The organism is Arthrobacter sp. R3-55, from assembly GCF_054161505.1.
Window position 1 is genome coordinate 1,327,976 of record NZ_CP096423.1, and the last position, 12,444, is coordinate 1,340,419.

A 12,444-nucleotide genomic window follows, 5' to 3' on the forward strand; every position below is an offset into this window, starting at 1 on the left:
GGTGGAATATACGTTGCGGAAGGGACCACTGTGCCCAGGATTTCCGATCTGACGCCCTTGGGCGTCGCAGCCTTGGCCCTGTTGGCCGAGGAACCAATGCATCCCTATGAGATGTATCAACTGTTGATGGCCCGTCATGAGGACAGGCTGGTCAAGGTTCGTCCCGGCACCCTGTATCACGCAGTGGGCCGGCTTGATGAGAGCGGACTGGTAGAGGCCCTGGGAACTGAGCGGGAAGGCAACCGGCCCGAGAGGACTACGTACCGGATCACAGCCGCCGGCCACCAGGCACTCGATGCCCGGCTCAGGGCCATGCTGTCCACTCCCGTAAACGAGTATCCGCTGTTTCCCCACGCCATTGCCGAGGCGCATCACCTGCCTGCGGGCGTGGTGATGGAACTCCTCGAGGAACGGGTTGTGGCGCTGACCGCCGACCTTGACTTCCTGCTCAGCGCCGAAACCGTTGTGACGGCAAAGGGGTTGGACCGCAAGTACTGGATAGACATCACGTATCAACAAGCAATGCGCCGAACGGAGATCGCGTGGATCCGCGGCCTCCTGGAGGAGTTGGGCTCCGGGCGACTGCCTTGGGATGAACCCCGGCCAACTCCCGCCGAACTTTCACACAAGCCAAAGGAATCCCTTGGAAAACGTAGCTAAGCCGTGGCCGGCGCTCTGGTCACTGGTGGTGGGGTTCTTCATGATCCTCATCGACACCACCATTGTGTCCGTGGCGAACCCGCGGATCATGGAGGGCCTCAATACCGATATCAACGCCGTCATCTGGGTCACCAGCGCCTATTTGCTGGCCTACGCCGTGCCCCTGCTTATTACCGGAAGGTTGGGGGACCGGTTCGGACCGAAGAACCTGTACCTGATCGGCTTGGTGGTCTTCACCCTTGCGTCGTTGTGGTGCGGCCTGTCCGGTGACGTCACCATGTTGATCGCCGCACGTGTCCTCCAAGGCCTGGGTGCAGCCATGATGACACCCCAGACCATGGCCGTCATCACCCGCATCTTCCCTCCGGACCGCCGCGGTGCCGCCATGGGACTGTGGGGCGCTACCGCCGGCATGGCCGTCCTGGTTGGCCCTATCCTGGGCGGCGTCCTGGTGGACAGCCTTGGCTGGGAATGGATCTTCTTCGTCAACGTCCCCATCGGGATCGTGGCTTTCATCCTGGTGATGCGCTTCGTGCCGAAACTGACCACCCACACCCACTCGTTCGATGTCCTGGGCGTGGTGCTGTCCGCCGTCGGCATGTTCCTCCTGGTGTTTGGCATCCAGGAGGGCCAAAGCTACAAGTGGGGAACGGTGACCGGTTTCGTCACCGTCTGGGGCCTGATCATCACCGGGCTCGTGGTCCTGGTGCTCTTTGTTCTGTGGCAGTGGCTCCTTGAACGCCGCGGCGGGGAACCCCTGCTGCCCCTTGGCTTGTTCAAAGACCGCAACTTCTCCCTTGGCAACACCACCATCATGGCTGTCGGTTTCACCGTGACTGCATTCCCGTTGCCCACCATCTTCTACTATCAGACGGTCCGCGGGCTGACACCAACCCAGTCGGCTCTGCTCATGATCCCCATGGCCGTTATTTCGGGTGTGCTGGCTCCGTTCGTGGGCAAGCTCATTGACCGCGCAAATCCGCGGTACTTTGCCTCCTTTGGGCTCGTCTGCATGGCTGGAGCCTTGTTCTGGACCGCCGCCCTGCTGGGACCCGACACCCCCATCTGGATGTTCCTATTGCCCAGTGCACTGCAGGGCGTTGCCAACGCTTTCATCTGGGGTCCGGTATCAAATGCAACCACCCGCAACCTGGAACCACGTCAAGCAGGAGCAGGATCCGGTGTCTTCAACACCACCCGCCAGATCGGTGCGGTCCTGGGGTCGGCTGCCATTGCTGCCTTGATCCAGTCGCGGCTCTCAGCGGAACTGCCGGCAGCGCCCGCCGGCGCTCCGGTGGGCGAGGCGTCCATGAGCGGAGTCTTGCCGGAAGCCCTTCATGCAGGATTCTCGACGGCGATGAGCCAGTCCATCCTTTTGCCTGCCTGTGCGATCCTGCTGGGTGCGGTGGTGGCGTTGTTCTTTGGCAAGCCGAAGTCCGTGCAGGGCTGGGGCGGCACGTCCGAAACTGCACCGGAAACTGCCAAGGCTGATCTCAACACCTAGAGTTTTTTGTACAGATAACGCCCTTAAGGAGCCCCTTAAGGGCGTTAGCTGTACAAAAACTCCCGGGGGAGTCAGCCCAGCAGCACGCTTGCGTGGAGCCCGCCCGTGGCGAAGCCAAGGCTGCGGGCCATCGCCAGTGCTCCCGTGTTGCTGACGTCGGATTTCCACTGCAGGGTCAGCCCGGCAGCCAGGGCTTCATGCGCTGCAATGGACGCGGCCAAAGTGCCCAGACCGCGCCGACGATACGGCGGTGCCACCAGGACCCCCATGTTGGCCAGGATGCCTTCCCACTCGGAGTAGGCGCCGCAGGCCACAGGAGTGGGCACTTCCTCGTCAGGGTGCATGATGGTGAACCGGTGTTCCAGTCCTTGCAGTCCCACCTCATTGACGTCGTCCGGAGGGCACAACCCTTCCAAACTGATCGCCTCGGGGTTCCCCCGGGAGACTGTAAGGTCCTCGGAAGGTTGTTGCAGCGGCAAATCGTCAGCGAAGAACAGCGCGGTCGATCCAAGCCCGTGCCCGCCATGCGAACGGGTCAGCGTCAGTAACGTCACGTGTTGGGCGAGCTCGGTATCGGGAAGTCCGACGGCGGCGTCCAAGGCCCATTGCGGGCCCACCAATGCTGAAACTCCAAACAGCCTGAGGAAGACCACGGCGCGGGCCGATTCGTCCACGCGGGTGATGCGGTTCGCGGGCTCGCCAGGGTCGGTCGAGGAAGCGGCGAGCCGGGCTGCGGCGGTGGCGAAAGCGTCGTCGTCGAGCCCCAAATGGCGAGCCCACGCCAGCTGGATGATGGCAGCGGACGTGGGCTCTAAAGTCATGGATTCAGCCTAGCGGACTAGCCGAAAAGCACAGACGCTTCGTCGTAGCGGTGCTGCGGCACGGTCTTGAGCTTGCCCAGGGCTTCTTCGAAACCCACATGGGAAATGTCCGTGCCTTTGAGGGCCACCATGGTGCCCCACCTTCCGTCCACCACGGAGTCGATCGCCGCCATGCCTAGGCGGGTTGCCAGGACGCGGTCGTAGGCAGTGGGGACGCCACCGCGCTGGATGTGGCCAAGGATGGTTGCGCGGGTTTCAATGCCGGTGCGGGCCTCAATCTCCGGGGCCAGCTGGTCAGCAATACCGCCGAGGCGGGGCCGTCCAAAGGTGTCCAGGCCGCGTTCGGAGTGCGGGGACTCCATGTGCTCGGGAACGAAACCCTCGGCTACCACCACCAGGGGTGCGCGGCCACGATCGTGGGCTTCCTGGACCCACTCGGTGATCTCCTCGATGCTGACCTTCTGCTCCGGGATCAGGATCGCGTGCGCACCGGACGCCATGCCCGAGTGGAGGGCGATCCAGCCGACGTGGCGGCCCATGACTTCGGCAATCATGCAACGGTGGTGCGATTCGCCCGTGGTGCGCAGGCGGTCGATGGCCTCGGTGGCGATCTGAACTGCGGTGTCGAAGCCGAACGTGTAGTCGGTGGCGTCGAGGTCATTGTCCACGGTCTTGGGGACTCCGACGATCTTCAGGCCGGCGTCGGTCAGGCGCTTTGCTGCAGCCAGGGTTCCCTCACCGCCGATGGCGATGATGGCGTCGATGCCCAAGCGTTCCATGTGGGCCTTGATGACATCCGGGCCGCCGCCGTTTTCGAACGGGTTGGTGCGGGAGGTCCCCAGGATGGTGCCACCCTGCTTGGCGATACCGCGGACCATGGTGCGGGGGATGTCAATGACATCACCTTCCACTACACCACGCCAGCCGTCGCGGAAGCCCACAAATTCCTGACCGTGGATGGCGATGCCCTTGAGGACTGCTCCCCGGATCACTGCATTGAGGCCGGGGCAGTCGCCACCGCTGGTAAGAATGCCAATTTTCATGTTTGCTCACTCATGGCTTGGAGGAATACGTGCAGAGCGCCACGCTGAGCTCCCCATGATTGTAGACGCGCATGTGGGGTGGGACACAAATGGTTACTTTTGAACCGGGCTGTGCGGTATTGGAAACCTGGCTGAAAACAAAGCAAGCGCCCCGCCAGGAGGCGGGACGCTTGGGGTACTTTGTGACCGGAAACTACCGGGAACGCTGGTTGATGAACGATTCGAGGGCAACCTTGTTGTTCTGGTCCGGCAGGAGCAGCCAACCAAGGATGTAGACCACGAATGCCGGCCCCGGCAGCAGGCAGAAGAGCAGGAATGCCACCCGGACGTAAGCCACGTCCACCCTGAGCTTTGCAGCAATTCCTCCGCAGACGCCGCCCAGCCAGCGTTGCGGTCCACGCTTCAGGCCGAAGCCCCTGACGATGCTGAAGAACTTGTCCATGGCTACAGACTTCCCTGTTGTGGTTGCTTTGTCACTTCGTAGTGCTTACTTTTTTTGAACCCTTGCGGGCCGAGAGGAGTCCTCCGACCACCAAGGCCGCTCCGGCTCCGATCATCAAGCCAATCAGCACATACGTGCCGTTCAGGGTCACCCAACCGAGCGTCGAGATAACTATCAGCGCTGCCAGGGCTATCACGATCAGCCCCCAAACCACGGTGCCGATCCGCGCCTGCCGGGGTTCGTCGTCGTCCGTATGTTCTACGTTGAAGCTGCGCTCCAGTGGTGGCGTGAGCGGGATTTCCTGGAGGCGTGGCTTCGGCAGCGCCTCGGTGGTGCGGGTTTCCTTCGGCAGTGCCTGCGTAGGGTTGGTTTCCTTCGGCAGTGCCTCGGTCGGGTTGGTTTGGTTGGTGTTGCCGGGCTCGTTGGTGCTCATGTCAGTTTCCTTCCTGGATGGTCACGTTGCTGAACGTGCCGTCGATTTCCACCACGAGGTTGGCGCCGGGTTTCCCGGTGTTGTACAGGGTCCGCTCGTCCTGGAGCCGGCCGCCGCGGTCCGAGCCGCGTTCGTTGAGGTTGCCGAACGTCATATCCGCCCTGACTTCCACGGGTACGTCGTCGGGAATGATGACTGTGACGTTGCTTGCGGTCGCGTCCACGGGGATCAGGACTTCGGTGACCAGCGGGGGCGTAAGGTTCATCTCACTCAAGTCCAAGTGGCCCTGGGCGCCGGTGACATTGATACCCAGCCGTGCTTGTTCCAAGCTGGTTGGTGCCCAATTCACGTCGTGGAAAGAGAAACGGTCTCCGTCCCTGGGGACCACGTTGAAGATTCCGCCTATCACCAGGGCAGCGACTGCGAGGAATCCGAGGAACCCCGAGGTCCGGCCGCGGAGCCCCGCAACCAGGATGCCGAGTCCCAGGACTGCGGCGCCGGTGGCCCACACCACGGCGTTGGCCGAGCTGCCCAAGTCAATGACGTTGCCAGCGTCGAGCGCTTTCAACGTACCGCCGGCCAGCAATGCAGCGCCGGCAGAGACAGCCACGATTGCGGCTCCGGGTCCCTTGCGCTTGGGGGCTGCGGGTTTGGGCTGCCAGTCGTGCGGGGGAGTGGGACCCTGAGGCGGACGGGGACCGGAAGGACCTCCCGGAGTGTAGGAGCTTCCCGGGGTGTAAGGCCCTGACGGCGTGTACGGGCCCGATGCCGGCATGGCGCTGGCGCCGTGACCCTGGTGTTTCGTGCCGGGTTGGCCGCTGCCGTAAACAGGGACGCCGGTGTTGGTGGCCGTCGGAACCCCGTAGGCCGTAGACGATCCATAGGTGGTCGGGGTTCCGTACGCGTCAGTCCTGCCGGGTGCGGTGGAGTAGTTCTGTTGGCCCACGGGCGGAATTCCCTTCGACGTCTTGTTGCGTTGGACCAGGAAGTAGATGAGGTAGAAGACGCCACCCATCCAGAACAGCGTCCAGAACAGGCCCGGCAGCCCATCCCAGCCCCAGCCCCAGAATCCGCGGCCCAGGCTTGGAAGCCCGATGATGGTGGTGATCAATGCCCCGGTCATGCCTCCAGACCAGCGGCCCGCGGCGGCTTCCTGGACGTGGATGCGCCCGTCAGGCTCCGGCAGCAGCGCCCAGGCGATGCCGTAGAGCAGCACCCCCACACCGGCGAAGATCGCCAAAACAATGAAGATGCCCCTCACAATCAGAGGGTCGATGCCGAAACGGTGGGCCACACCGCTTGCGACGCCGCCAATCCAGCGGTCCGGTCCGCGGCGGACGCCTTGGTGGCGGATCCAGTCGAAGAAGTTCTCCTGGGAAGTGGCCGGAGCGCCGCCGGCAGGCGGGTAGCTGCTGTTTTCCGGACCAGTGGCCGCGGAAGCGCCGGCAGCGGGCTCGTGCTGTGAGCCGGAGGTGCCGGCAGTGCCTGGCGTTCCGGGTTCCTCTGGATTCATGCTGTTCGCGTTCATACTTCGATCCTGCCGCCCGGCCGGTCCTTCCCTCTACTGGGGGATACCCTGAATGATCCCTGAGCGACCCCCGAACAGCGCCGGTTTCCGGTCCGGGTTGCCCTGATCCGTGTTTGGATTGGTACATGACAACCGCTGTACAACGCCCTGTGCTGGTCCGCAGCAGCGACCGCATGATCGCCGGCGTCTGCAGTGGACTGGCCGATCACTTGGGCTGGCCGGTCAAGTTCGTCCGGCTTGGCATGGTCCTTGCGTGTTTGGCCGGCGGTGCAGGCGTTGCCTTCTATGCCTGGCTGTGGACCATGGTCCCTACCGCGGATGAGAGCGCCAAGCGCAATGCCCGGCGTCCGGCGTCGCCCATTGCTCCTGCCGTGAGCCTGCCGCCCGTGCCTGCGCCTGGTGGTGGAGGCGTGCCTGCTGCAGGATTCAGGCCGGGCGGCGGAAATTCGCGGGTAGTGACAACGCACGACGCCGGTCCCTTGCCGGCTGCTGCCGGCGCACCTACGGTCCGTGGTTCCGTTCCGGTCCGTGGTTCCATTCCGGTCGGCGGGCCAACCGTTGACCGTCCTGCCTCCGGCGTGGGTGCCATCCCCCGCGGTGGTCCCGACTCCACGGCTGAGCCTCCAGGATTTGGCAGTCCTTCCGCCGCCTGGAATTGGTCCGGAAGCGGCGATCAGGGTACCTGGGCGTCCTGGTTTACCGCACGGAGCATCCCGTACGGCAAGGAAATCCTGCTCGGCGCGGCCCTTCTCCTGGTGGCCGCCATCCTGATCGCACGCCAGTTCGGCGTCGACGTTCCGTTGGGAACCCTCATTCCGGCCGCGGCCATCCTCGGTGGTGCTGCGATTGCCTGGATGCAGCTTGACGAAACCCGCCGGGCCGGCCTGGTGGATAAGACGAAGGCCGATCAAGCAGGCGGCTGGGTCCGGCTGGCGGCCGGGCTGGCGCTTGTGGTGGCGGGCGTCCTGGTGATGGTCTCAGGCTCAGGGTCGTGGGAACAGACCTGGCTGGCCTTGCTGGCATCGGTCGCTGTCCTGGGCGGCGTAGCCCTGGTACTACTGCCCTGGGGCCTGAAGTTTTGGAAGGACCTGGAAACAGAACGGGCAGGCCGCATCCGCGAGACAGAGCGCGCTGAGATCGCCGCCCACCTCCACGATTCCGTGCTGCAGACTTTGGCATTGATCCAACGCAGGGCGGGCTCGGAACAGGACGTCGTGAGGCTTGCCAGAGCCCAGGAACGCGAACTCCGGGCCTGGCTCTTCAGCGATGCCGCCAAAGAGTCCGGGCTCCTGGCCGAGCGCATCAAAGCCGTCGCAGCGGAGGTTGAAGACTCCCAGGGCCACGCAGTAGAGGTGGTGGCCGTGGGCGAAACGGACATGACGGAGCGGCACGAAGCCATGGTGCAGGCAGCCCGGGAAGCGATGCTTAACGCCGCGCGGCACGGTGGCGGAACCGTGTCCGTCTATGTGGAGAGCACCGCGGGCAGCACTGAGATCTTCATCAAGGACCGCGGCCCCGGCTTCGATCTTGATGCTGTCCCGGACGATCGGCTGGGCGTCAAGGAATCGATCATTGGCCGGATGAAACGGCACGGTGGCACGGCAACCATCAACAGCAGCAGCGATGGCACCGAAGTCCGGCTGGCCATGCCGTCAGCCAATGGCGACATTGGCGGCGACACAGCGGAACAACGAACCCGGAACACCGAAACCCGGAACACTGAAGCCCGGAATGGAGAGGCGAAGCAATGAGCACCAACCCCCAGAGTGGTCCGGAACGCACAGTGCGGGTGGTGATCGTGGATGACCACACCATTTTCCGGTCCGGACTGAAGGCCGACCTGGATGCCCGCGTGGACGTCATCGGAGAGGCCGGAACGGTGGAGCAGGCCATCGCCGTCATTGCCGAAACCCGCCCGGAGGTGGTGCTCCTGGATGTGCACCTTCCCGGGGGTCTGGGCGGTGGCGGCCGTGAAGTCATTGCAGGATCGGCCGCGATGCTGGGAACCACCAGTTTCCTGGCGCTCAGCGTTTCCGACGCTGCCGAGGACGTGGTGTCCGTGATCCGTGCCGGTGCCCGTGGCTACGTGACCAAGACCATCTCCGGCAAGGAGATTTCCGACGCCGTCATCCGGGTGGCCGACGGCGATGCCGTGTTCTCACCCCGGCTGGCAGGCTTTGTGCTGGATGCGTTCGGCACCGCCCCGGCAGATATCGCCGATGACGAACTGGACAAGCTCTCGGCCCGCGAACTCGAAGTCATGAGGCTCATTGCCCGTGGGTACAGCTACAAGGAAGTAGCCAAAGAGCTGTTCATCTCCATCAAGACGGTTGAAACACACGTCTCGGCCGTTTTGCGGAAGCTTCAGCTCTCCAGTCGGCACGAACTGACCAAGTGGGCCGCCGAGCGCCGCCTCCTCTGACGCTCTCCCACTTCCCGCGGGGATTTCCCCATCGCTCTCGCACTTCCCGAGCCTTAAATGCAAACGCTCTTCCACCTGGTGGGGTGGAAGAGCGTTTGCCCTGGCTGCTTGCTACTTCGCCTTGCCCAGGAATTCCTGAATGCGGCGGACACCTTCGGCGAGGTCGTCATCGCCGAGGGCGTAGGACAGGCGGACATAGCCGGAAGGTCCGAAGGCTTCGCCCGGAACAATGGCAACTTCAACCTCGTCCAGGATGAGCGTGGCAAGTTCAGCCGAAGTCTGCGGCCGGACGGGACCGTTGGAGGTCTCGAATTCCTTACCCAAGAGTCCGCGGACGTCCGCGTACACGTAGAAGGCGCCGGTCGGCGTCGGGCATTCAACGCCTTCAATCGCGTTGAGGCCGGCAACGATCGCTTTGCGGCGACGGTCGAACGCAACCTTCATTTCGTCGACGGCGGTCAGCGGACCCGTGAGGGCAGCGGCGGCGGCAACCTGCATGATGTTCGAGACGTTGGAGGTGGCGTGCGACTGCAGGTTGGTGGCTGCCTTGATGACGTCAGCCGGGCCGATCATCCAGCCCACGCGCCAACCGGTCATGGCATAGGTCTTGGCCACACCGTTGAGGATGACCACTTTGTCGCCCAGTTCCGGGGCGGCGGTGGCGATGGAGGTGAACTCAACGCCGTCGTAGGTCAAGTGCTCGTAGATCTCGTCCGTGACAACCCAAAGACCCTTGGAAGCGGCCCATTTACCGATTTCCGCAACCTGCTCCGGGCTGTACACGGCGCCGGTGGGGTTGGACGGAGAAACGAACAGCAGGATCTTGGTGCGGTCGGTTACAGCGGCTTCAAGCTGCTCGACGGTCACCAGGTATCCCTGTTCCGGTCCGGCGAAAACCTCAACGGGCACACCGCCGGCGAGGCGGATGGCTTCGGGGTAGGTGGTCCAGAACGGGGTGGGAATGATGACCTCGTCGCCCGGATCCACCAAGGTGGCGAAGGTGTTGTAGACGGCTTGCTTGCCACCGTTGGTCACCAGCACCTGGGAAGGGTCAACCTTGTAGCCGGAGTCCCGCAGGGTCTTCTCTGCAATGGCCTTCTTCAGCTCAGGGAGTCCGCCGGCAGGGGAGTAGCGGTGGTACTTCGGCTGGCCGGCAGCTTCAATCGCAGCCTGCACGATGTAATCCGGGGTGGGGAAATCGGGTTCCCCGGCACCAAAACCGATCACGGGGCGGCCCGCGGCCTTCAGTGCCTTGGCCTTGGCATCAACGGCAAGGGTGGCGGACTCGGCGATGGCGGAGATTCGCTGTGAAATGCGGGCGGTAGTTGTTCCGGCAGACATCTATGTACCGTTCTTCGCAGGCAGCTCGTGGGCTGGATGATGGGATTCGACGTAAACTACCTTATGCTGATCTGCGGACCTCCCGGGTGTCTGCCGGACTTTGTGACTGATAATGCTGGTCACAGGTTTTTGGGGTCGGGAGGACCGGAAATGAGCCGGTTCGACTATCGCGAAATTCTTGCGTAGACTGGTTCACCGGTGTTGAAAAGCACCACAGGCTGAAGTGCGGCCTGAAACATGGATTCGATCCATAGGGTAGTGGCGCAATTGGTAGCGCAGCGGTCTCCAAAACCGCAGGTTGCAGGTTCGAGTCCTGTCTGCCCTGCGCAAGCTGTCCCGGCGGAAACGCCGGGGCACGCGCAGCAACCATGGCTCTGATCAGAGTCGGGTCAACGACTTTGCAAGGTGAGTGAGGATCAGGTGACCGAAACAGCTGCCAGCAGCTCGAAGGGCCGTCCCGCCAAGAAAGCCGATCGCGGCTTCTTCGCCCGTATTGCTCTCTTCGTCCGCCAGGTTATTGGTGAACTGAAGAAGGTCGTTGCGCCCACCCGCAAGGAACTGATCAATTACACGCTCGTGGTGCTGGTGTTCGTGGCCATCATGATGCTCATCGTCACCCTTCTGGACCTGGCCTTCGGCACGGGAGTCAGCTGGGTCTTCGGTGGGTCGGGCGCTACGGACCGCTAAGCGGATCTGTCCGCAAACTGTGTGAAATTCCTTGGTAGTTCAGGAATTTTGCGGGGTTTGCGGAATTGAGCCATTTAAATAGGCATGTTAGGCAATGAGGAAGCAGGAGACCAAGTGTCTGAGCAGGAGCTCGAGGTAAACGAGACTGAGCTGGAAGCAACCGACGACACCGCAGCTGAGGCTGTGGAAGAGTCCGAGGTTGATTCTGCTGCGCCCGAATCTGCCGACGCCGACGATTCCGAAGAGGACTTCGGCGCGGACGTGGACGACGAGTCTGATGACGCGTCCGGCGATGTCGCAGACGAAGACGACGCTTCGGAAGAGTCCGACGGCGACGACCTCGCAGTCGCTGCTGCTGCAGCGCCCGCTGACCCGGCTGAAGAGTTCAAGGCCAAGCTGCGCCGCCAGGAAGGTGACTGGTACGTCATCCACTCCTACGCAGGTTACGAAAACCGCGTGAAGGCAAACCTTGAGACCCGCATCCAGACCTTGGACATGGAAGATTACATCTTCGAAATCCAGGTCCCCATGGAAGAGGTCGTCGAGATCAAGAATGCGCAGCGCAAGGTGATCAACCGCGTTCGCATCCCCGGTTACGTCCTGGTCCGCATGGACCTGACGGACGCCTCCTGGGGCGCCGTTCGCCACACCCCTGGTGTTACCGGCTTCGTGGGCAACGCCCACAACCCCGTTCCGCTGCGCCTTGACGAGGTCTTCTCCATGCTCGCCCCGGTCTTCGAAGAAGAGCAGGCAGAGCAGGGCAAGCCGGTCAACAAGCAGAACCAGGCTCCCGTGGCCGTCGACTTCGAGGTCGGCGAGTCGGTCATCGTCAAGGAGGGCCCGTTCGAGACCCTTCCGGCAACGATCTCCGAGATCAAGCCAGAGTCCCAGACCCTGGTGGTGCTGGTCTCGATCTTCGAGCGCGAAACCCCGGTGACGCTCGCATTCAACCAGGTCACCAAGATCTAGCTGATTCCAAAATTTCGCTCCAGTCCTGCCTGCTTAGCAGTTCGGGAGCGGCCGGCCGCCTCGCCATGGCGGCCAAAAACCTGGGACGCGCTCCTGTGTCCCAGGAAGCTATTGAGAGAAGGACCCTACATTGGCTCCCAAGAAGAAGGTCACCGGCCTCATCAAGCTGCAGATCCAGGCAGGTGCCGCTAACCCGGCTCCGCCGATCGGTCCTGCGCTTGGCCAGCACGGTGTCAACATCATGGAATTCTGCAAGGCGTACAACGCTGCAACGGAATCCCAGCGCGGAAACGTTATCCCGGTCGAAATCACGGTCTACGAAGACCGTTCCTTCACCTTCATCACCAAGACCCCGCCGGCTGCAGAGCTCATCAAGAAGGCTGCAGGCGTCGCCAAGGGTTCGGCTACCCCGCACACCGTCAAGGTTGCCAAGCTGACCCAGGCACAGGTCGAGGAAATTGCTTCCACCAAGATGGAAGACCTCAACGCCAACGACATCAAGGCTGCTGCCCTGATCATCGCCGGCACCGCCCGCTCCATGGGCATCACCGTAGAAGGCTAATACCCTTCGAAGGCCCCCGTGGCCTTCACCCG

Annotated in this window: 13 protein-coding genes and 1 tRNA gene; 8 read left to right on the forward strand and 6 right to left on the reverse strand. The window is 63.0% G+C overall.

Annotation, left to right across the window (positions count from 1 at the left end; all coding sequences use genetic code 11):
- Window positions 1–30: 30 nt before the first annotated feature.
- Window positions 31–660 carry a PadR family transcriptional regulator gene (locus tag M1D51_RS06230; protein ID WP_458108954.1) on the forward strand — a complete coding sequence of 210 codons (630 nt, stop codon included), beginning with the start codon at window positions 31–33 and terminating at the stop codon, window positions 658–660.
- On the forward strand, window positions 644–2,164 hold the full coding sequence (locus M1D51_RS06235) for a DHA2 family efflux MFS transporter permease subunit (protein WP_458108955.1): 1,521 nt from the start codon (window positions 644–646) through the stop codon (window positions 2,162–2,164). Before M1D51_RS06230 ends, M1D51_RS06235 begins: the two co-directional genes overlap by 17 nt.
- Before the next feature lie 71 nt (window positions 2,165–2,235).
- Here the strand turns inward: M1D51_RS06235 and M1D51_RS06240 are convergent, their stop codons facing one another.
- The 5 genes from M1D51_RS06240 to M1D51_RS06260 form a co-directional block, all read right to left on the reverse strand.
- Window positions 2,236–2,985 (reverse strand): GNAT family N-acetyltransferase, encoded by a 750-nt coding sequence (locus M1D51_RS06240; protein ID WP_172326082.1) that lies wholly within the window; start codon window positions 2,983–2,985, stop codon window positions 2,236–2,238.
- A gap of 17 nt (window positions 2,986–3,002) precedes the next feature.
- Window positions 3,003–4,028: a 6-phosphofructokinase gene (locus tag M1D51_RS06245; protein ID WP_026539790.1), complete on the reverse strand. Its 1,026-nt coding sequence runs from the start codon at window positions 4,026–4,028 to the stop codon at window positions 3,003–3,005.
- A gap of 193 nt (window positions 4,029–4,221) precedes the next feature.
- On the reverse strand, window positions 4,222–4,470 hold the full coding sequence (locus M1D51_RS06250; RefSeq protein WP_172326083.1) for a PspC domain-containing protein: 249 nt from the start codon (window positions 4,468–4,470) through the stop codon (window positions 4,222–4,224).
- A 31-nt stretch (window positions 4,471–4,501) separates the two neighbouring features.
- Window positions 4,502–4,903 carry a hypothetical protein gene (locus M1D51_RS06255; protein ID WP_458108956.1) on the reverse strand — a complete coding sequence of 134 codons (402 nt, stop codon included), beginning with the start codon at window positions 4,901–4,903 and terminating at the stop codon, window positions 4,502–4,504.
- Window position 4,904: 1 nt separating this feature from the next.
- Window positions 4,905–6,431, reverse strand: a complete 1,527-nt coding sequence (locus tag M1D51_RS06260; protein WP_458108957.1) for a PspC domain-containing protein — start codon at window positions 6,429–6,431, stop codon at window positions 4,905–4,907.
- Between the two features lie 125 nt (window positions 6,432–6,556).
- Here M1D51_RS06260 and M1D51_RS06265 point away from each other — a divergent pair, with 125 nt between their 5' ends.
- The gene (locus M1D51_RS06265; protein WP_458108958.1) at window positions 6,557–8,182 is read left to right on the forward strand and encodes an ATP-binding protein; all 1,626 of its coding nucleotides are present in this window, start codon (window positions 6,557–6,559) and stop codon (window positions 8,180–8,182) included.
- Window positions 8,179–8,853: a LuxR C-terminal-related transcriptional regulator gene (locus M1D51_RS06270; protein WP_172325829.1), complete on the forward strand. Its 675-nt coding sequence runs from the start codon at window positions 8,179–8,181 to the stop codon at window positions 8,851–8,853. The genes M1D51_RS06265 and M1D51_RS06270 overlap by 4 nt, the downstream gene beginning before the upstream one ends.
- 111 nt (window positions 8,854–8,964) lie before the next feature.
- Here the strand turns inward: M1D51_RS06270 and M1D51_RS06275 are convergent, their stop codons facing one another.
- The gene (locus M1D51_RS06275) at window positions 8,965–10,194 is read right to left on the reverse strand and encodes a pyridoxal phosphate-dependent aminotransferase (RefSeq protein WP_458108959.1); all 1,230 of its coding nucleotides are present in this window, start codon (window positions 10,192–10,194) and stop codon (window positions 8,965–8,967) included.
- 252 nt (window positions 10,195–10,446) lie between these two features.
- Here M1D51_RS06275 and M1D51_RS06280 point away from each other — a divergent pair.
- The 4 genes from M1D51_RS06280 (at window position 10,447) to rplK (ending at window position 12,412) form a co-directional block, all read left to right on the forward strand.
- Window positions 10,447–10,519: transfer RNA gene (locus tag M1D51_RS06280), tRNA-Trp, on the forward strand.
- A gap of 80 nt (window positions 10,520–10,599) precedes the next feature.
- Window positions 10,600–10,881: a preprotein translocase subunit SecE gene (gene secE, locus M1D51_RS06285; RefSeq protein ID WP_024817604.1), complete on the forward strand. Its 282-nt coding sequence runs from the start codon at window positions 10,600–10,602 to the stop codon at window positions 10,879–10,881.
- Between the two features lie 114 nt (window positions 10,882–10,995).
- Window positions 10,996–11,850, forward strand: coding sequence for a transcription termination/antitermination protein NusG (gene nusG / locus M1D51_RS06290; protein WP_458108960.1), 855 nt, complete (start codon window positions 10,996–10,998; stop codon window positions 11,848–11,850).
- Between the two features lie 130 nt (window positions 11,851–11,980).
- On the forward strand, window positions 11,981–12,412 hold the full coding sequence (gene rplK / locus M1D51_RS06295; protein WP_011775609.1) for a 50S ribosomal protein L11: 432 nt from the start codon (window positions 11,981–11,983) through the stop codon (window positions 12,410–12,412).
- The last annotated feature ends 32 nt before the right edge of the window (window positions 12,413–12,444 follow it).